This is a genomic window from Paenibacillus sp. FSL K6-4396 (assembly GCF_038002525.1).
GTDB classification, from domain to species: Bacteria; Bacillota; Bacilli; order Paenibacillales; family Paenibacillaceae; genus Paenibacillus; species Paenibacillus amylolyticus_B.
Genome location: NZ_JBBOCR010000001.1, coordinates 5533168 through 5554221, shown reverse-complemented (window position 1 = coordinate 5554221; position 21054 = coordinate 5533168). Strand labels below are relative to the sequence as shown.

The 21054-nt window shown below is 47.3% G+C and carries 16 protein-coding genes and 2 riboswitches; of the genes, 13 read left to right on the top strand and 3 right to left on the bottom strand.

Going from position 1 to position 21054, the window contains the following annotated elements; genetic code table 11:
* The first annotated feature begins 48 nt into the window (after nucleotides 1-48).
* The 11 genes from MHB85_RS24280 (at nucleotide 49) to ptsP (ending at nucleotide 13668) form a co-directional block, all read left to right on the top strand.
* Complete coding sequence (locus tag MHB85_RS24280; RefSeq protein WP_341073840.1) at nucleotides 49-1230, top strand: galactokinase; 1182 nt, start codon at nucleotides 49-51, stop codon at nucleotides 1228-1230.
* A gap of 1 nt (nucleotide 1231) precedes the next feature.
* A complete protein-coding gene (galE, locus tag MHB85_RS24275; RefSeq protein WP_341073839.1) occupies nucleotides 1232-2221 on the top strand; it encodes a UDP-glucose 4-epimerase GalE in 990 nt (329 codons plus the stop codon).
* 14 nt (nucleotides 2222-2235) lie between these two features.
* The gene (locus MHB85_RS24270; protein ID WP_341073838.1) at nucleotides 2236-3834 is read left to right on the top strand and encodes a UDP-glucose--hexose-1-phosphate uridylyltransferase; all 1599 of its coding nucleotides are present in this window, start codon (nucleotides 2236-2238) and stop codon (nucleotides 3832-3834) included.
* Between the two features lie 149 nt (nucleotides 3835-3983).
* On the top strand, nucleotides 3984-4571 hold the full coding sequence (locus tag MHB85_RS24265) for an MSMEG_1061 family FMN-dependent PPOX-type flavoprotein (RefSeq protein ID WP_256975382.1): 588 nt from the start codon (nucleotides 3984-3986) through the stop codon (nucleotides 4569-4571).
* 93 nt (nucleotides 4572-4664) lie between these two features.
* The gene (locus MHB85_RS24260) at nucleotides 4665-5828 is read left to right on the top strand and encodes an iron-containing alcohol dehydrogenase (RefSeq protein ID WP_339236914.1); all 1164 of its coding nucleotides are present in this window, start codon (nucleotides 4665-4667) and stop codon (nucleotides 5826-5828) included.
* Nucleotides 5829-6105: 277 nt separating this feature from the next.
* Nucleotides 6106-6642 (top strand): hypothetical protein, encoded by a 537-nt coding sequence (locus MHB85_RS24255; protein ID WP_017686844.1) that lies wholly within the window; start codon nucleotides 6106-6108, stop codon nucleotides 6640-6642.
* A gap of 62 nt (nucleotides 6643-6704) precedes the next feature.
* Entirely contained in the window at nucleotides 6705-8252 is a 1548-nt protein-coding gene (locus MHB85_RS24250; protein ID WP_310337560.1) for a flotillin family protein, read from the top strand.
* A gap of 165 nt (nucleotides 8253-8417) precedes the next feature.
* Nucleotides 8418-9272 (top strand): glucose PTS transporter transcription antiterminator GlcT, encoded by an 855-nt coding sequence (gene glcT, locus MHB85_RS24245; protein WP_091020403.1) that lies wholly within the window; start codon nucleotides 8418-8420, stop codon nucleotides 9270-9272.
* A 286-nt stretch (nucleotides 9273-9558) separates the two neighbouring features.
* Complete coding sequence (gene ptsG, locus MHB85_RS24240; protein ID WP_091020401.1) at nucleotides 9559-11610, top strand: glucose-specific PTS transporter subunit IIBC; 2052 nt, start codon at nucleotides 9559-9561, stop codon at nucleotides 11608-11610.
* Nucleotides 11611-11687: 77 nt separating this feature from the next.
* Nucleotides 11688-11963 (top strand): HPr family phosphocarrier protein, encoded by a 276-nt coding sequence (locus MHB85_RS24235; RefSeq protein ID WP_036617010.1) that lies wholly within the window; start codon nucleotides 11688-11690, stop codon nucleotides 11961-11963.
* Nucleotides 11956-13668, top strand: coding sequence for a phosphoenolpyruvate--protein phosphotransferase (ptsP, locus tag MHB85_RS24230; RefSeq protein ID WP_047844045.1), 1713 nt, complete (start codon nucleotides 11956-11958; stop codon nucleotides 13666-13668). The genes MHB85_RS24235 and ptsP overlap by 8 nt, the downstream gene beginning before the upstream one ends.
* Before the next feature lie 237 nt (nucleotides 13669-13905).
* Here ptsP and gcvPB read toward each other — a convergent pair whose 3' ends face one another.
* From gcvPB to gcvT, 3 genes are all read right to left on the bottom strand, one after another.
* Nucleotides 13906-15345 carry an aminomethyl-transferring glycine dehydrogenase subunit GcvPB gene (gene gcvPB / locus MHB85_RS24225; RefSeq protein WP_105601851.1) on the bottom strand — a complete coding sequence of 480 codons (1440 nt, stop codon included), beginning with the start codon at nucleotides 15343-15345 and terminating at the stop codon, nucleotides 13906-13908.
* A 134-nt stretch (nucleotides 15346-15479) separates the two neighbouring features.
* Complete coding sequence (gcvPA, locus tag MHB85_RS24220) at nucleotides 15480-16835, bottom strand: aminomethyl-transferring glycine dehydrogenase subunit GcvPA (RefSeq protein ID WP_341073836.1); 1356 nt, start codon at nucleotides 16833-16835, stop codon at nucleotides 15480-15482.
* Nucleotides 16832-17968 (bottom strand): glycine cleavage system aminomethyltransferase GcvT, encoded by a 1137-nt coding sequence (gcvT, locus tag MHB85_RS24215; RefSeq protein ID WP_091020397.1) that lies wholly within the window; start codon nucleotides 17966-17968, stop codon nucleotides 16832-16834. Before gcvT ends, gcvPA begins: the two co-directional genes overlap by 4 nt.
* A gap of 216 nt (nucleotides 17969-18184) precedes the next feature.
* Nucleotides 18185-18285: riboswitch (glycine riboswitch) on the bottom strand.
* Nucleotides 18286-18288: 3 nt separating this feature from the next.
* Nucleotides 18289-18411, bottom strand: a riboswitch (glycine riboswitch).
* Nucleotides 18412-18755: 344 nt separating this feature from the next.
* Here gcvT and gcvH point away from each other — a divergent pair.
* The gene (gene gcvH, locus MHB85_RS24210) at nucleotides 18756-19148 is read left to right on the top strand and encodes a glycine cleavage system protein GcvH (RefSeq protein WP_047844042.1); all 393 of its coding nucleotides are present in this window, start codon (nucleotides 18756-18758) and stop codon (nucleotides 19146-19148) included.
* Nucleotides 19149-19567: 419 nt separating this feature from the next.
* Complete coding sequence (locus MHB85_RS24205; protein ID WP_091020396.1) at nucleotides 19568-21022, top strand: PTS mannitol transporter subunit IICB; 1455 nt, start codon at nucleotides 19568-19570, stop codon at nucleotides 21020-21022.
* Nucleotides 21023-21054: the final 32 nt, after the last annotated feature.

Genomic DNA, 21054 nt, shown 5'->3' with positions numbered 1-21054 from the left:
TATAATAACATTAAGAAAACCACAACAACGAGGCGAGGTGCACCAGCAGTGAACGTAACTGAATTGAAACAAAAGTTTATTGAGAAGTACGGAGAGAATGGAGCGGATATCCGTGTGTTTCATGCCCCTGGGCGTGTGAATCTGATCGGTGAGCACATTGACTATAACGGTGGATACGTGCTTCCGGCAGCACTTGAATTCGGAACAACATTAATTATCCGTGAGCGTCAGGACAATCAGTTGCAACTGGCTTCCACGAACATGTCTTATGAAGGAGCACTGGATACTTCCTCCATCGGTAAGGAGAAAACCGGAGAATGGACCGACTATCCTGTTGGTGTCATGGTTGAATTGCAAGGCAAAGGCGTAAATGTAACAAAAGGCTACGACTTCCTGTACCACGGGGAGATTCCGAACGGGGCAGGACTTTCATCATCTGCATCTCTGGAGGTACTCACCGGATTCGCGATTCAATCTCTGGAGGGCGTAGCGGATATTGATACAGTTCAACTGGCACTTCTGTCCCAGAAAGCGGAAAATGAGTTCGTAGGTGTCAACTGTGGAATCATGGATCAGTTCGCTGTGGCCAACGGTGCGCAGGATCACGCGATCCTGCTGATGTGTGACACACTGGAGTACGAAAAGGTTCCTTTCCGTACAGGCTCCTACAAATTGGTCATCGGTAACACAAACAAACGCCGGGGTCTGGTAGATTCGGCATACAATGAACGTCGCTCCCAATGCGAGCAGGCACTTGCCATCTTGAAGGAACAGCTGCCTGCACTGAATTACCTGGCTCAATTGACGCCAGAGCAGTTCGTAACACTACAGGATCAGATCAAGGATGAGAAAGTAAGACAGCGCGCACAACATGTTGTGGAAGAGAATGCACGTGTGCTCGCATCGGTCGAAGCATTGCAGCGTAATGATCTGGAAACCTTCGGCCAATTGATGAACGCTTCTCATGAATCGCTTCGTGACTTGTATGAAGTAAGCTGTGATGAGCTGGATGTTATGGTTGAAGAAGCTCAGCGGATTCCTGGCACACTTGGTGCCCGAATGACTGGCGCAGGATTTGGCGGTTGTACCGTATCGCTGGTGCATGAAAATGATGTCGAGCGTTTTGTAAGCGAAGTGGGCGCTGCATATGAAGCGCGCACCAGTCTCAAAGGTGATTTTTATGTGTGCGGCGTAGGTGACGGTGTTAAAGAATTGAAGGAGGCGAAGTAAAATGGCAATTTTGGTGACAGGTGGAGCAGGGTATATTGGATCTCATACGGTAGCGGCTTTGTTGGAACGTGGAGAAGAGGTTGTTGTACTGGATAACTTGCAGACAGGGCATCGTGAAGCGTTGCTCGGCGGTAAGTTGTATGAAGGGGATCTGCGTGACAAAGAAATTCTGGCGAAGCTGTTCGCTGAGAATTCAATCGATGCAGTCATTCACTTTGCAGCCAACTCACTCGTAGGCGAAAGTATGAAAGACCCGGTTAAATATTATGACAACAACGTGTTTGGTACACTCTGTCTGTTGGAAGCGATGAATGCAGCTAACGTACGCCGCATCGTCTTCTCTTCTACAGCAGCTACCTACGGTGAGCCTGAGAAAGTGCCAATCGAAGAGAGCGATCGTACAGAGCCAACCAATGTATATGGTGAAACGAAACTGATGATGGAACGCATGATGTCATGGTTCGATAAAGTTCAGGATATCAAGTACGTTTCCCTGCGTTACTTCAATGCAGCCGGTGCGCATGAGAGCGGCAAAATTGGTGAAGATCACCAGCCTGAGAGTCACCTGATCCCACTCGTACTGCAAACGGCTTTGAAACAACGCTCACACATTGCTGTGTTTGGTGACGACTATGCAACAGAAGATGGAACATGTATCCGTGACTATATCCACGTGAGCGACTTGGCTGATGCACATCTGCGTGCAGTAGATTACCTGCGCAAAGGTGAGAACAGTAACGTGTTTAACCTGGGTAACGGCACTGGATTCTCGGTAACACAAGTGATCGAAACAGCTAAAAAAGTGACTGGCCTCGATATTCCGGTTGTTCAGGAACCACGTCGTGCGGGTGACCCGGCTGTATTGGTAGCCTCATCTGCAAAAGCGAGATCCGTTCTGGGCTGGAATCCGAAATGGACCAATCTGGAAGATGTCATTCAAAGCGCTTGGAGCTGGCACCAATCACGTCCTGACGGCTACGGAAAAAATTAGGAGGCGAACACCTTATGTCACAGACTCATATTGCAGCAGGTGCCACAGAGCGGACACCGGAGCAGCAGGAAGCACTGCATGCCATTGAACGTCTGGTTGCATTTGCCTTGCAGAAACAATTAATCGAGGAAGCGGATTGGGATTATAGCCGCAACCTCTTGTTGGAACAATTCGGATTCTCAGAGCCTTATGCCGGTGAGTTGGACACAACTGTGCCCGATAGTCCACAGGCGATGCTGGATACGTTGATCGATTATGGATTTTCCATTGGACTCATTCCTGAAAATAGTGATACGTTCCGTGATTTGCTGGATGCCAAAATCATGGGTCAGTTGATGGCACGCCCATCCGAAGTGGTACGCGCATTCCGCCACACCGAGCAGACGGAAGGCATTGAGGCGGCCACATCCCAATTCTATGACTTGTCGATTAACTCCAACTACATTCGGATGGATCGCATCTCGAAGAACGTCTATTGGACGCAGGATACGGCTTATGGGGAGATGGAGATTACCATTAACCTCTCGAAGCCGGAGAAAAGCCCGAAGGAAATTGCCATGGCGAAATTGCTTCCGCCACCGGTATATCCAAAATGCCAGCTGTGTCGTGAAAATGTAGGCTACGCTGGTCGGGTGAATCACCCGGCCCGCCAGAATCTGCGGGTCATTCCGTTGAATCTTAACAACGAGCCTTGGTTGTTCCAATACTCGCCGTATGTGTACTACAATGAGCACTGCATTATTTTCCATCATGATCATGTGCCGATGAAGCTGACCAAAGATACGCTGCGCAGACTGCTTGCCTTTGTCGGGGAGTACCCGCATTACTTTATCGGATCTAACGCGGATTTGCCGATCGTGGGCGGTTCTATCCTGACACATGACCATTTCCAAGGTGGTCGTCATACATTTGCGATTCAAAATGCACAGCCAGAGGCGGTATTCCGCCATGCGGATGCACCTGGACTTACATTGAGTCTTGTGAAATGGCCAATGTCCGTCATGCGTCTGGCCTCACACGATCCTGCAGAGCTGCTTGAAGCCGGTAACGCTGTGTATGAGGCATGGAAGGTTTACAGTGATTCAGCTGTGGATATTGAAGCATTCAGTGAAATAGACGGCGAGCAGGTACCACACAATACGGTAACACCAATCGTTCGTCGCAGTGCAGACGGTGGCTACGAGATGGATCTTGTATTGCGTAACAATCGTACAAATGATGTGCATCCTGAAGGGATTTTCCATCCTCACCGTGAAATGCACCATCTGAAGAAAGAAAACATTGGTCTGATCGAAGTGATGGGACTTGCCATCCTGCCAGGTCGTTTGAAGGAAGAGCTGGACAGTATCGCGGATATTCTCGCTGGAGATGCCAAACTTGCTGAAGCCGCCAAAGCTTCTGATCATGTGTTGAACAAACATCTGGGCTGGGCGGAAGAATTGATTGAACGATTTGGTCCTAATTTGGACAAGGAACAAGCTATTTCCATTGTACAGCAGGAAGTTGGCTTAAAATTTGCTGAGATTCTGGAACATGCAGGTGTCTACAAATATGATGAAGCAGGACGCCAGGCTTTCCGTCGTTTTGTAAGCAGCATGGGATACACTGAATAGCAGTCAACAAACCAAAACACCCGCCCATTCATGAGCGGGTGTTCTTGTCGTTCCTGACATTTGTGTGCATTGGAATGAACTTCCCAGCCAGTTATAATGGAGTGAAGTCCTGGAGTACCAAAATGAATTGAGGAAATGGGGTTAATAACTTGGAAAAGCAGGCATTGGATATTCCGTTGATTACAGATGCTGAGGAACTGCAGGGCATGGTGGGTGAGCCGCATGAACATGTGCGTAATAAGGCAATCTCATTTGTGGATTCACATGTTCAGAACTTTTTATCCATGTCACCATTATTTTTCCTTTCCACGTCCGATCATGATGGAAAAAGTGATGTGTCACCTCGGGGTGATGGAGCGGGATTTGTAAAAGTCTATGATACATACCGGCTCGTTTATCCCGAGCGCCCAGGCAATCGGCGAATAGACTCGTTGTTGAACATGTTGTCGAACCCTGGTATTGGTATGCTCTTTTTGATTCCGGGTATGAATGAAGTGCTGCGTATTAATGGCACAGCAACCATTACCAAGGATGAGGAATTCATCGCCAGCATGGGTTGGAGTGGTAAAACCATAGGTGCAGCTGTCATTGTAGATGTGGAAGAGTGTTTTATCCATTGTCCGCGGGCATTCAAACAGGCTGGGTTATGGGACCATGAAACATGGGTGGACGCTGAGGATTTGCCTTCAACGAGCGAGATGTTTAGAGCACATTTGGAGATTAACGGATTGTTATAAAGTGAGTGACTATCGATTTGTTTTTCTATAAACGGGGTACTATAATTGGAGTTGCACTAAAAATTCTAAACTCCCTTGGAGGCGACAATAGATATGAGATCTTTCCAATTCTATAATCCAACCCGTCTGATATTCGGTAAAGGACAACTGGAAGCATTAAAGACAGAAGTGCCGAAATACGGTAAACGGGTTCTGCTTGTATATGGTGGCGGTAGTATCAAACGCAGTGGGCTGTATGATCAAGTGATCGGATTGCTTAAGGAAGCTGGAGCAGAAGTGACTGAACTGGCAGGCGTTGAACCTAACCCACGTCTTTCTACGGTGCATAAAGGGGTAGACCTTTGCAAAACAAATAACATTGACCTGATTCTCGCTGTAGGTGGCGGTAGTGTACTGGACTGCTCCAAAGCGATTGCTGTAGGTGCTAAATATGATGGCGACATGTGGGATTTTGCTCAGCGCAAAGCCGTTGCACAAGACGCTCTTCCGCTTGGTACCGTATTAACGATGGCAGCAACGGGTTCGGAGATGAACTCCGGTTCGGTTATTACAAATCAGGATACACAAGAAAAATTGGGCTGGGGTAGCGCTTATTCATTCCCTGCATTCTCCATCCTGGATCCGGTGAATACATACACTGTTCCACTGGACCAAACGGTATATGGTATGGTGGATATGATGTCCCACGTATTGGAGCATTACTTCCATCTGGATGCCAACACACCGGTTCAACTTGGCTTCTGTGAGACAATTCTGCGTACTGTCATGGAAGCAGCACCGCGTCTGGTTGAAGATCTGGAGAACTATGAACTGCGCGAAACGATTCTGTATTGCGGAACAATGGCATTGAATGGTGTGCTGAATATGGGTCTTGCAGGAGACTGGGCAACACATAATATTGAACACGCGGTATCCGCAGTATATGATATTCCACATGGTGGCGGACTGGCAATCTTGTTCCCACACTGGATGAAACATAACCTGGATGTCAATGTGGACCGATTCAAACGACTGGCAATTAATGTATTCGAAGTGAATCCTGAAGGCAAGTCGGACAGACAGATTGCCGAAGAAGGTATCGATGCGCTCAGCCAATTCTGGACATCTATTGGTGCCCCTAACCGTTTGGCTGATTACGATATCGATGATAGCCAGATCGACGTAATGGCTGATAAAGCTATGCTGTTTGGTCCATTCGGTAACTTCAAGAAACTGCAACGGGAAGATGTTGTATCCATCTACAAGGCTTCTCTGTAATTCTATAATCACTGACAAGTGAACGGACACATTCTGTTGTCCAATAACCGCAAGTCTCCTTCATGGGGCTTGCGGTTTTTTCATGTATTCGGACTGTACACGTGAATGATGGAGGAACATGAAGCATGAAGTAAAGAATGCCATGATAATACCCATTATCGGATCCAGAATACATTTGAGGAAAGATTTTGAAACATTTTGATGTTAGTTACGTATTTATTTACATGTGGAATGCCCAGTTAGGATGAATTTGCGGCAGAGAGAGGAGGAACAGGGAATGGAGACGATATATTGGGGGTGTCTGATCGGAGGGGCCATATTTGCGGTTGTCAGCCTGGTGCTGGGTGACTTGATTGACGGCTTGCTGGACGGGGCTTTTGAGATGCCAGGTCTTGATTTTTTCAAACCCGTTGTGTTAGCTGGTTCCATTACAACCTTCGGTGGGGCAGGCATTATGCTGACACGTTATAGTTCATTAAGTGCGATGTCGGGTCTAATATTATCCCTGCTTATAGGTATTGCTGCAGCCATGCTGGTATTCTTCGCATATATCAAACCGATGCGTAACAGCGATGTCTCGATTGCATTTTCAATGAAAGAATTATCTGGGAAAATTGGGGAAATTACCATTCCGGTGCCGGAAAAAGGGTTTGGTGAAGTGATGATCCGCTTTGCATCAGGTAGTACGATTCAAACAGCATCCAGTTTTGAACACCTCCCCATTGCGGCGGGAGCCCGTGTTGTTGTAGTGGATGTTGTAGATGGCGTACTGCGTGTGTCGGAATGGGATGAAAACGTACTTAAAGATTTATAAGTATTCTTACCACCTAAGTAGTTTAAGCACTCATCATAAATGAATAAGGGGAGAGATGTGGAATGAATTTAGATTGGGATGTGTTGTTGATACCTGCCGTTGTTGTTGGTGTGATTCTGATATTGGGATTGGCTTTTTGGGCGAGATACAAAACGGTTGGACCGGATGAAGCGATGATCGTTACGGGATCATTCTTGGGTAGCAAAAATATCTCTGATGATGATTCTGGCCGAAAAATTAAGATTGTTCGTGGTGGCGGTGCATTTATCCTGCCGGTATTCCAGCAATCAGAATTTATCTCCTTGTTGTCCCACAAGCTGGATGTCTCCACACCTGAAGTGTACACGGAGCAAGGTGTTCCGGTTATCGCTGATGGTGTCGCTATTATCAAGGTTGGAGGCGCTGTAGAGGACGTTGCTACGGCAGCTGAGCAATTCATCGGTAAACCTGTAGAAGCGCTGAGAAGCGAAGCACAGGAGGTACTAGAGGGGCATTTGCGGGCCATTCTCGGTACAATGACGGTGGAAGAAGTATATCGGAACCGGGATCGGTTTGCACAAGAGGTTCAAGGCGTAGCCGCTAGAGATCTGAAGAAAATGGGTCTGCAAATTGTTTCCTTTACGATCAAGGATGTTCGTGACAAACAGGGCTACCTGGATGCTCTCGGTAAACCGAGAATTGCAGCAGTGAAGCGTGATGCCGAGATTGCCGAAGCGGAAGCCATGCGTGATGCGCGTATTCAGAAGGCCAATGCGGAAGAACAGGGCCAGAAAGCAGAGTTGCTGCGGGATACCAATATCGCCGAGGCAGCCAAAGAGAAGGAACTGAAAGTAGCCACGTTTAAGCGGGATCAAGATACAGCCAAAGCGGAAGCCGATCAGGCGTACCATATTCATGAGGCACGTGCTAGACAAACCGTAGTCGAAGAGGAAATGAAAGTTGAACTCGTTCGTAAGGAACGGGAAATTGACCTCCAGGCCAAGGAAATCATCGTACGTGAGAAGCAATATGACGCCGAAGTGAAGAAAAAGGCCGAAGCAGATCGTTATGCAGTAGAGCAAGCGGCCGAAGCAGACAAAGCTAAAAGAATGCGTGAAGCAGATGCAGTACAGTACTCCATTGAAACACATGCCAAAGCGACAGCTGAACAGAAACGACTTGAAGGTCAGGCTATGGCGGATGCTGAACTTGCCAAAGGTACAGCGGACTCTGAAGTTATTCGTTTGAAGGGACTTGCAGAAGCAGAAGCGAAGGAAAAACTGGCTGAGGCGTTCCAGAAGTTTGGCGAAGCGGCTGTACTCGATATCATTGTCAAAATGCTGCCTGAGCTGGCTGGCAAAATTGCCGAGCCGATTGCATCCATTGATAAACTGACTGTGGTAGATACAGGTAAAGGTGAAGGTGCCACGCGGGTGAGTAACTATGTTACGGAACTTATGGCGACGGCTCCAGAGATGCTTAAGAGCGTATCCGGCATTGACGTTGAGCAGCTGATCAAGGGCCTTACCAAGTCCAAAACACCTGCACCGGTTGCCATTCAACAGAGCGAGCCTGTAACAACTCCTTCTATAATCGACAAGATTGTGGAAAGAGCTGGAGTTGACGAGTAAGAAGCACTTCGAATCTTGCATGGTTACTCTATTGACCTTAAGACGAATTTTTGTTACTTTTTAAGCGAGACGTCCGGCGCGGTTTGCCCGCTCCGGGTGTCTTTTTGTTCGTAACAGGGTGTGACATAATCACACCTAAGATGGTGTGAAAAAGAGGTGCAAACAATGAGCAGCCTGCATGTAGATAAAGCGCTAAATAATAATGTAATCATTGCACAGCATCCAGAACACGGGGAAGTCGTTGTTATTGGTAAAGGCATTGGCTTTAACCGAAAACCGAGTGATCACATTCCATTGATGGCTGTGGAGAAAATGTTTATTTTGAAAAACCAGCAGGAGCAAGAGCAGTACAAACAGCTTCTTCCACAGGTGGATGAAGCACTGATCGAGATTATTAACGAAGTTATTACGTATATTGCAGAGCGTACGGACGTTCCTCTGAATGAACATATCCATATTGCATTAACCGATCACATTTCTTTCGCGTTAAAACGCAAGGAGCAGGGCATTATCATACAAAATCCATTTTTATATGAAACCCGCGAAATTTATCCTGAAGAATATCGAATGGGAGAATACGCTATTCGTCTGATCAAAGAGAAAATGGGTGTAGATCTGGGGATGGACGAGATTGGTTTTGTTGCCCTCCATATCTATAGCGCAATGACCAATCAAAATATATCCCAGGTACGTGAGCATTCACAATTGATCACTGATTTGGTGAACCTGGTGTCTGATCAACTCGATTATTCGTTTGAAGCGGAATCGCTTGATTACTCTCGTTTGCTGACTCATCTTCGTTTCGCCCTTGAGCGTGTTCGCCGTGGAGACAAAGTGGAAGAGCTCCATAAGTTGGATTCCCTGCTTAAGTTGGAGTATCCCGAAATGTACTCGCTTGCATGGAAACTGACCAAAGTAATGGAGAAAAGACTGAAACTGCCGGTTTATCCTGCGGAGGTAGGTTATCTGACCATTCATCTGCAAAGGCTGAATCAGCGGAAGGAAGAAGAGAATAAGTGAGATCATTCCAGTGATGGAATGCGGAATTTATTTTTTTGGTGTAAAGGCTTGCAATAGATTAGAACTGGTGCTACAATGGTTTCCGTAATCAAGCAACTGAATAAACATAAGCGACGTGTTACTGACTCGATCAGGCATGAGTTAATTAAAGTGTGATTGTTCTTTCCTTGTACAGGGTATGCTATACCCCAAGGTTGGCACAGTTTACTTTATTAATTCATGCCTTTTTTGTGTTCCCTTGCTTGCATCACAACATATAAATTAGACGAAAGGGAGAAACGACGCGATGTTCAAAAAGCTTTTTGGTGTATTGCAAAGAGTAGGTAAAGCTCTCATGCTGCCTGTAGCCATTCTACCTGCGGCAGGTTTGCTGCTCGGAATTGGTAACATGTTGGTTAATCCAGATTTCTTGCAATATGTAACTGCGCTCGACACCCCTTGGGTGAACTCGATCGCAACAATTATGATGAACGCAGGTCAGATCGTATTCGATAATCTGGCATTGCTGTTCGCTGTCGGTGTAGCTGTCGGATTGGCTGGTGGCGAAGGCGTTGCAGGTCTTGCAGCGATCATCGGTTACCTGGTCATGAATGTTACATTAGGATCTGCGGTAGGTGTTACTCCGGCAATGATCGGTGAAGTACCGGGTTATGCCAGCATCTTGGGTATCCCAACATTAAGTACAGGCGTGTTCGGAGGTATAATCATAGGTATTGCCGCCGCGCTGTGTTACAATCGATTTTTCAAAATCGAACTGCCGTCCTACCTGGGTTTCTTTGCAGGTAAACGATTTGTACCGATTATCACATCGGTAGTATCCCTTGTAATCGGATTGCTTCTTGTGATTATCTGGCCTCCGATTCAAAATGGACTGAATGCTGTATCTCACTTCATGGTAGATACAAGTCCGACCTTGTCGGCGTTCATCTTTGGAGTTGTGGAACGGTCATTGATTCCGTTCGGTTTGCATCACATTTTCTACTCCCCATTCTGGTTTGAGTTTGGTGAGTATGTGAATAAAGCCGGAGATGTTATTCGTGGGGATCAGAAGATTTTCTTCAGCCAGTTACGTGATGGCGTTGCTCTAACAGCAGGAACATTCCAAGTTGGTAAATTCCCGTTCATGATGTTTGGTTTGCCAGCAGCGGCACTTGCGATGTACCATGAAGCAAGACCGGAGCACAAAAAGTATGTTGCAGGGATCATGGGTTCAGCTGCGCTGACCTCGTTCCTGACAGGGATTACAGAGCCGCTTGAGTTCTCGTTCCTGTTCGTAGCACCAATCTTGTTTGCAGTACACTGTATCTTTGCAGGTTTGTCTTTCATGACCATGCAGATTCTGGGTGTAAAGATCGGTATGACCTTCTCCGGTGGGTTCATTGACTTCCTGATCTTCGGGATTATTCCGAACCGTACACCTTGGTGGGACGTTATTATTGTCGGATTGATTCTTGCGGTGATCTATTACTTCGGTTTCCGGTTTATCATTCGCAAATTCAATCTCAAAACACCTGGACGAGAGGATGCAACGCCTGAAACCGAATCTGGCGGAGGCTCTGGTTCAACAGATGATCTGCCCCATAACATTCTTGAAGCTTTTGGTGGCAAAGAGAATATCAAACATCTGGACGCTTGTATTACTCGTTTGCGGATTGAAGTTAATGAGAAATCCAATGTGAAAAAAGATCGTTTGAAACAATTGGGTGCATCTGGTGTACTTGAAGTGGGTAATAATGTTCAAGCCATCTTCGGAACACGTTCCGACACGATCAAATCTCAAATGCAGGATATTATTGCAGGACGAACACCAGCACCAACGCCAGTAGCTGCCAAACCAACTCCTGAAGAGGAGAAGGCACAAGGTGAGCAAGGCGAGCGCATTGTTGCTGAGGATATTGTCATGCCAGTTAATGGTGAATTACTGGACATTACAAACGTACCTGATCCGGTCTTTGCTGAGAAAATGACAGGTGATGGATTCGCAATTTTGCCACATGATGGTACGATAACTTCTCCTGTGTATGGTAAAGTGTTTAATGTATTTCCAAGCAAACATGCCGTGGGCATCATGTCCGATGGTGGCAAGGAAGTGCTTGTTCATATAGGTGTTAATACGGTGAAGTTGAAAGGTCAAGGCTTTAACGTACTGGTACAGGAAGGTGATCTGGTATCGGCAGGTCAGCCGATTATGGAAGTGGATCTGGAGTATGTCAAAGCAAACGCTCCTTCGATCATTTCACCAGTTATTTTCACCAACCTGCCAGAGGGCTCCACGGTAACTCTGAAGAAGAGTGGAGTGCTGAAAGTTGGCGAACAGCCAATCATTGAGATAAAATAAGAAGTGTTACGACGATGGCAAGCAAGTGTAAATATATGCAATGCCTAAACCAAACTACTGAAAGTGAGATGATTGTAATGCAACAAACATTCAGAATTACAGACGAAGATGGTATCCACGCACGTCCGGCGACAGCCCTGGTAAATACAGCAAACAAATTCAAAGGTGCAGAATCCTTTGCAGAAGCTAACGGTAAAAAAGTAACGTTGAAATCTATTCTGGGTGTTCTTTCCCTCGGATTGGAACAAGGCGACACTATCAGCATCATCGTTGAAGGCGAAGGCGAAGCTGAAGCTCTTCAAGCTTTGACTGACGTTATGGTTAACGAAGGGTTGGGCGAAATTAATGCTTAATGTCTCCGGGATCGCGGCTTCGGCGGGTATTGCTATCGCCAAGGCGTTTATCTTGGAGCATCCTGATTACTCTGTAGAAAAACGCCAAATCAACGACGTTGACGCAGAGATCGCGAAACTCGACTCAGCTCTGGGTAAATCCCAGGCTGAGCTTGAGGCGATCAAAGAGCGCACTTTACAAGAGCTTGGCGAGAAAAAAGCTGAGATTTTTGCTTCGCATTTGCTCATTCTGAATGACCCGGAATTGATTGATCCGGTTAAAGCTAGAATTGCAGATGACATGATCAATGCAGAATTTGCTTTGAACGAAACGGCATCGCAATTTATCTCCATGTTTGAGAACATGAAGAGTGCTTACCTGCAGGAACGTGCTGCAGATATGCGTGACGTTACCAAACGTGTGCTAAATCACTTGCTTGGTATCGACTTCATGAGTCCAGCTGAGATCAATGAAGAAGTGATCGTGCTTGCGGAGGATCTGACGCCTTCCGACACGGCTCAATTAAACCGCCAATTTGTTAAAGGTTTCGCAACTAACATTGGTGGACGTACTTCTCACTCAGCGATCATGGCTCGCTCTCTTGAAATTCCTGCTGTCGTTGGAACCAAGGACATCTTGGCTCAAGCGAAACAAGGCGATATGATCATTGTTGACGGTCTGGATGGTCACGTACTGGTTAACCCTACTGATGAAGTTATTGCTGAATACCGTGCCAAACAGGAACAGTATGATGCACAACGTGCAGAGTGGAGAAAACTTCGTGATGAGCCAACGGTAACGGTGGATAACGTTCATGTTGAACTTGCAGCCAACATCGGTACACCCAATGATGTAACGGGTGTTCTGGAAAACGGCGGCGAGGCTGTAGGCCTGTACCGTACCGAGTTCCTTTACATGGGCAGAGACAAGCTTCCATCCGAAGACATTCAGTATAATGCTTACAAAGCGGTACTGGAAAAAATGGAAGGCAAACCTGTCGTTGTTCGTACACTCGACATCGGTGGAGACAAAGAGCTTCCATACCTGGATCTGCCAAAAGAAATGAATCCATTCCTCGGCTTCCGCGCAGTTCGTCTGTGTCTGGACCGTCTGGATATCTTCCGTACACAATTGCGTGCATTGCTGCGTGCAAGCGTACATGGAAACCTGCGTGTCATGTTCCCAATGATCGCAACGCTTGGTGAATTCCGTGAAGCAAAAGCTGTCTTGCTCGAAGAGAAAGAGAAGCTGGTTGCTGAAGGTATTGCTGTTTCTGACAGCATTCAACTCGGAATCATGGTCGAAATTCCTTCGACTGCAGTTCTGGCAGATCAGTTTGCCAAAGAAGTGGATTTCTTCAGTATCGGAACGAACGATCTGATTCAATACACAATGGCTGCTGACCGTATGAACGAACGAGTGGCTTATCTGTACCAGCCTTACAACCCAGCCATTTTGCGTTTGGTTAAAATGGTTATCGATGCTGCGCATCGTGAAGGCAAATGGGTTGGCATGTGTGGTGAGATGGCAGGAGACGAAACAGCAATTCCATTGCTGCTTGGTCTTGGATTGGATGAGTTCAGCATGAGCGCAACCTCCATCCTGCCAGCTCGTAGTCAGATCACCAAGCTGTCCCGTGCGGATATGCAGGAACTGGCTGCTAAAGCTCTGGATATGCAAACGGCTGAACAAGTCGTTGAATTGGTTCAAAGCATTCAAGCGTAATGTAATTTTACGGGGTTTCCACCCGATTTTAAGGGTTTCTTTTTCCGATAAAAAGCTGCAGTCGTGCAGCAATTTTGCCGGTATCCGCGATTCATTGTGGATATCGGCTTTTTTTGTTGCGCGAATGTATAGGAGGGGAGTACGAGGAGAAAGACCCTGTAATGTCTAGGCAAAAAAATGCTCTTGCTGGGGTAAGTTAACATCAGCAAGAGCATGGATTAGAAATTCACTTAGTGTTTAACTGCATGCGCAGTTGAGTACAGGTTTGCGGGCGGCAGTGGTCTCATCAAGACGAGTGACTGGTGTTCCGTAAGGTGCGTTGAGTACCAACTCTGGTGTCTCTTCCGCTTCTTTGGCAATCCGAATCATCGTATCAATGAACCCATCCAGTGTTTCTTTGCTTTCGGTTTCCGTCGGCTCGATCATGATGCATTCCTCAACGTTGAGCGGGAAGTACACCGTAGGTGGATGATATCCAAAATCAAGCAATCGTTTGGCAACGTCAAGTGTGCGCACACCATATTGCTTCAAACCCCGACCAGACATGACAAATTCATGTTTGCATACACCCGGATACGGAATCTCGTAGTATGGTGCGAGGCGGGCCATCATATAGTTGGCATTCAGTACCGCACATTCAGACACACGGCGCAAGCCTTCCGGTCCATAGGTGCGAATGTAGGCATAGGCACGTACCAATATACCGAAGTTACCGTAGTAGGCTTTCACCCGGCCAATGGATTGATCGCCTTCACGATCGAATGCATACATACCGTCATCATTTTTGATCACCATCGGTTTAGGCAGGAACGGGATCAGGCGGCTCTTCACACCGACTGGTCCGGCGCCAGGTCCACCACCACCATGAGGTGTACTCATCGTTTTGTGCAAGTTCAGATGCACCACGTCAAAGCCCATATCACCCGGACGGGTAATGCCCATAATGGCATTGGAGTTCGCGCCATCGTAGTAAAGCAAACCACCAGCCTGGTGTACGATGGATGCAATCTCCTGAATGTCTTTCTCGAACAAACCAAGTGTATTAGGGTTTGTGAGCATCAATGCTGCCGTATCCGAACCGACGGCTGCACGGAGCGCGTCCAGATCGACCAGTCCATCTGCGCGGGATGGAATCGTCACAGTTTCAAATCCTGCAACGGTAGCACTTGCTGGGTTGGTACCATGCGAAGAATCGGGCACGATGACTTTGGTACGTTGTTCGCCACGACCTTCGTGGTAGGCACGAATCATCATAAGTCCAGTCCATTCTCCATGAGCACCAGCGGCTGGTTGCAAGGTTACAGCGTCCATACCTGTCAACCCCGCAAGGTCGTTTTGCAACGTATACAACAGTTCAAGTGCACCTTGAATGCTGGATTCATGCTGGTACGGATGGATTTTGGCGAATCCATTGTAACGGGCCACGTCCTCATTAATCTTTGGATTGTATTTCATCGTACAGGAGCCCAGTGGATAGAATCCGTTATCTACGCCGAAGTTGCGGCGGGACAACGCAGTATAGTGCCTGATAACATCTACCTCGAACACTTCCGGTAGTGCCGCTGCTTCCGAACGGAGCATTTCCCGGGGAATCAACGTATCGGCAGCCTGACGAGGAACGTCACATTCTGGCAAGGAATAAGCGACACGTCCAGGGCTACTGAGTTCAAAAATCAATGATTGTTCCGGAGCAGGAGATAGGGTCTGTGCACTGAATGTTGTATCCGTCTCAGGTTTAGACGAAGTGGAGAAAGAGGTGCCTGTTTCCGATTGTCCTTGTGCCGGTGTTGTCGTTGTCGTCGTTTCCTGAGTCACAGCGATCCCTCCAATGCTCGTGCGAATTCGTCAATCTCTTCCTTACTGCGTCGTTCGGTAACAGCAATCAGCATATGTCCGGCAAGCTCCGGATAATCACGTCCGAGTTCGTAACCACCAATGAAGCCTGCATCCAGCAGTTTCAGTTGAAGAGCATCCAGATCGGTTCCTTCAGGAAGTTTAATAACAAACTCATTAAATGTGGGTGCATTAAAAGTAAGGCTAACTCCAGGAATCGCAGTTAATGTATTCAGGGTGTAATGACTCTTTTGCAGATTCAGATCCGCGACATCGATCATGCCTTGTTTCCCCATGATGGACATATACACAGATGCGCTGAGTGCAAGCAAAGCCTGGTTGGAACAGATGTTGGATGTCGCCTTTTCGCGGCGGATATGCTGTTCACGTGCTTGCAGTGTGAGTACAAATCCACGTTTTCCGTTGCGATCCTTGGTCTGGCCTACAATTCGGCCAGGAATTCGGCGCATATGAGGCTGGGATACGGCGAAATATCCGCATGTCGGGCCGCCGAGTGAAGCGGCGATGCCAAGGGGCTGCGCATCACCTACAACGATGTCGGCACCCAGCTTGCCTGGGGCTTCCAGCAGACCCAGCGATAGCGGGTTGGCACTTACAACGAGTAGGCCCTTGTGCGCATGCACGAGGTCGGCAGCCTGCTTCACATTTTCCACGGCACCAAAGAAGTTCGGACTCTGGATCATGACAGCAGCGGTATCGTCCGATATGGCGGCTTGCAAGGCATCCCAGTCCGTGACGCCATCCTTATAACCAATCTCGACAATCTCCAGACGGAGTCCGTGCGCATACGCCTGCAATACCTGACGGGCTTCCGGATGAACGGTACGGGAGACGATGAGCTGTTTGCGACGAGTTGCCGCTGCGGCCAGATTACCTGCTTCAGCAAAGGCGGTTGCGCCGTCATACATACTGGCATTGGCTACAGCCATACCGGTTAATTCACAGATGTAGGATTGAAATTCGAAAATGGCCTGTAGTTCACCTTGGCTGATCTCAGGCTGATAAGGTGTGTAGGCAGTGTAGAACTCGGAACGGGAAATGACATGATTGATGACGGAAGGAACATGATGATCGTATATACCTGCGCCGAGAAAGCTGGCGTGTGTTTCGAAATTGGCGTTGGCGCCGGCTTGTTTGGACATATGACGTGTTAGCGCATATTCATCAAGTTTGGAGGATACGGGCAGCTCGCCCTGATAACGAATCTCTTTTGGAATGTCCTGAAACAGTTCCTCCAGCGTATCCACACCGATGGTTGCGAGCATGGCGCTCTGATCTTGTTCAGTCATGGGAATGTACCGGTGCTTGCTCATGCTTGATCAGCTCCTTGAGTAGGTGTCTTAGACGTACGTGTCCGTTTATGAAAAGGGGTCTTCACAACCTCGGCTTTTAGTTTCTTGCCGCGGATCTCAATCTCAAGCGGGGTTCCCAGCGCAGCGTATTTGCTGTCGATGAGGGCAAGCCCCAGATTACGCTTCAATGTAGGTGATTGCGTGCCTGTTGTCACTTCACCGATCTGTACGCCTTCGGCGTAAATCGGATAGTGGGGGCGAGGAATACCGCGCTCCAGTACTTCGATGCCGACCAGTTTACGGGCGGGCCCGTCATTTTTTTGCTGTAACAAGGCTTCGTGTCCGATAAAAGGTCCGGCATTCAGTTTCACAAACATACCAACGCCAGCTTCTAGCGGAGAGATCGTTGCAGATAATTCCTGCCCATACAGAGGCAGCTTGGCTTCAAAACGCAGCGTATCCCTTGCACCAAGTCCAGCTGGAACCAGCCCATGCTCTTCTCCAGCCTGCATTAATCCATTCCAGATTACAGTAGCCTGGTCCACAGGTACATATAGCTCAAAGCCATCTTCACCGGTATAACCGGTACGGGACAACAGTAATTTTACTCCGCATACTTCAGCATCCTGCACAAAACGAAACGGTTCAATCGTGGATACATCCGTATCTGTAACTTTTCCGATAATGTCTACAGCCAGTGGACCTTGCAAGGCGAGCAGCGCCGTCTGCTCCGAATCGTTGGTCATGCTTACGCCAGGGATCAAGTGCTCTTGCAGCCACGCCCAATCCTTGTTGATATTGGAGGCGTTAACGACGAGCATATAATGCTGATCTTTCAGCTTATACACGAGCAGATCGTCCACCACACCGCCATCTGGATAACACATCAGGGTGTACTGGGCTTGACCGGGAACCAGCGTGGTCACATCATTGGTCGTCATTTGTTGCAAAAAAACTTCGGCCTGCTCACCCTGTACTGTAAATTCGCCCATATGGGATACATCGAACAGTCCAGCGCGCTCGCGTACCGCTTCATGTTCTTTTTGGATTCCGCTAAATTGCACCGGAAGCTCCCAGCCTCCAAAATCAATGCACCGTACACCTTCGTATTGCTGATATAGGGGGAAGAGTGGTGTTTTAAGCAAATCGGACATCAAATCACCTCGTCATGGACCGTCAACCGGCCGGAAATATAATCGTGGATCAATGAAGCAGGGTATTTTTAAATTTTTCAGCTAGATATTTTCATAACATAAGTATGGTAAGCAGCTAGGGCAGCGCCGTTCGACATCCTGTTTTTCGTTTTTTGGGAAAAAGGAAAAGGACAGGCCAAAGAATCGGCATGCCAAGTAGCACGCTGTATTCTAAGGCTCTGTCCCTTGTACCTGAGAGTTACCCCGCTGCGTTGTGCAGCAGGTTTCCCCTTGGGTGATCATAACGCCCGCACAGGGCGAATAGATTCTCTCCAGAGTTGCGTCCCGTAAAAGTCCTTTTGCCTGAGAGATTCACCCCCGCTTATCGGTGGTTTACTCCTTCGGCGTTACCTCATGTACATCCCGAATCGGGTGTCACGGGTAATCTCTCCCTTTACATTCATCCGCGAGTATAACATAGTCCAATAAACACATTTACTCCTCTCATTAAAACGTGAATCCACTACCGATGTCAAGAACGATATCATTGATAATGAATAAAAACCGAATATTTAATATATTTTAAGTATTATTGTTCGTGTATTTAAAAAGATTGCGCTTACTATTCTAATATTCACCAGTATATGAAGAAAGAGTGTAATCCGGTTACAGGATTTAGAGGTGTTCAGCAAATAAATTGTGAGGTATCTTGACATTTGATTCATAAATATCATACGCTATGTTCTGGGAAAAGGGTTAAGGTCAAAGAACGCATGCACTCATTTAATGAAAAGCGAGGCGGATATCGATGAGCGAATTGAAAAGTGATTTCCTGTACAGTGAAGAGCACGAATGGGTGCAAACCGTAGGGGAGGATACTGTACGTATTGGCATTACCGAGTTCGCGCAGCATCAGCTGGGTGACATTGTGTTTGTGGAATTGCCTGACCTTGAAACCAATGTAAAAGCAGAGGACAGTATTGGAACAATAGAATCGGTCAAAACAGTTTCGGACTTGTTCTCTCCCGTCACAGGTTCTATTATTGCAGTCAATGATTCGTTGCAGGACTCACCTGAACTTGTGAACAGCTCTCCTTACGAGGAAGGCTGGATGATTGAGATTCGTGTTGAGGGAGATCTGACAGCAGCATTGTCTACATTGATGAATGCAGACGCGTATCGTAAACATACGGAAGAATAGTAGCAACGAACTTGTACTTATTAACATATATTTTATAACCAAATGAAATGAGCTTCATATTGTTTCGACCTGTGTGAGCCGGATGCTTGCACAGGTTTTTTGTGCTTTCCAGGAATAGTTTTGAATGTGGATTGAAGCAGATTGTGGATGTAAATCACCTGATTGGACCAAGCTATAGGTTAGAAAATGATTCTGGAAATGATAAAAGTCATAGGCAAGAAAAGCCTTGCGTACCAATGGATTCAGCCATTATGCATCGATTAAAACGATTACATAACCTAATGTTGTCATCATTGTTCATGACGAAAGTACGCTTTCATTTCATTGAACAGGAGAGCATTCTCGCTTAGGATTACAGCAGGGGAGAAATGATACCCCTTTCATAAATCATAATCACTTGATCCAAGGAGGATAATACAATGAGTAATTTGGACCAATCGTCCAATTCCAAAGGTGGGCTACGGGTTGGTGTTCAGCGTTTTGGCCGATTCCTGAGTGGTATGGTCATGCCGAATATGGGAGCGTTCATCGCCTGGGGATTAATTACGGCTCTGTTCATTCCAACAGGCTGGTTCCCTAACGAGACACTGGCACAGCTAGTTGATCCGATGATCAAATATTTGCTGCCACTGTTAATCGGTTACACCGGGGGTACGATGGTGCATGGTCAGCGTGGTGGTGTCGTGGGTGCCATTATGACCATCGGGGTCATCGTGGGTAGTGATATCCCGATGTTCCTCGGTGCCATGATTGCCGGACCACTGGCAGCATGGATTATCAAAAAGTTCGATAAATCCATTGAAGGTAAAATTAGAGCCGGATTTGAAATGCTGGTTAACAACTTTTCAGCCGGTATTATTGGCGGGATCTTGGGGATTTTTGCGCTACTGGGCATCGGGCCTGCTGTAGAAGCAATTAGCAAAGTATTGTCTGCGGGGGTACAAGGCTTAATGAATCTGGGCTTGTTACCACTGGTCAACCTAATCATTGAACCAGGTAAAGTATTGTTCCTGAACAATGCGATCAACCACGGAATTCTGACACCGATTGCAACAGATCAAGCGAGAGAATTAGGGCAATCCGTATTATACATGCTTGAATCGAACCCGGGTCCGGGACTTGGTATCTTGCTTGCTTACTGTTTCTTCGGACGCGGAATGGCCAAATCTTCTGCACCAGGTGCCGTTATCATTCATTTCTTCGGGGGAATTCATGAGATCTACTTCCCTTACATTCTGATGAGACCCATTTTGATTCTTGCCGCAATCGCGGGTGGCGTCGCAGGTACATTAACATTCATGCTCACCGGAGCGGGACTTGTTTCGGCACCATCACCGGGTAGTATTATCGCGTATTTCCTCTTAACACCAAAAGGTGGATACCTGCCGATGCTCGCAGGGGTGCTTGTAGCAGCCGTCGTATCTTTCCTGGTTGCAGCGGTGTTGCTGAAAACGGGTAAACAAAAGGACGAAGATTTGGAGTCCGCATCCAGTCGGATGAAAGACATGAAGAGTCAAGGAACCGTGCCAAACGCTGGCATTACGGCTAATCGACGTGAAGCAGACAGAGCCGCAGATATGGCTTCTTCTCCAGTGAAAACAGATGTGAAGAAGATTGTTTTCTCCTGTGATGCAGGTATGGGCTCGAGTGCCATGGGCGCTTCCATTCTTCGCAAGAAGATGAAGGCAGAGGGGATTGACGTTACGGTGACCAATACGGCCATCAGTGATATCCCGCCAGATGCAGATGTGGTCATCACACAACAAATATTAACCGATCGTGCCCGCTCCGTTGCGCCGAACGCAGAACATATATCCATCGACAACTTCCTAAAAAGCCCGGAATACGATGCGCTCGTTGAACGTCTAAAGTAATTGTACGCATTTGTTTTCCCTGAGCCGGAGGC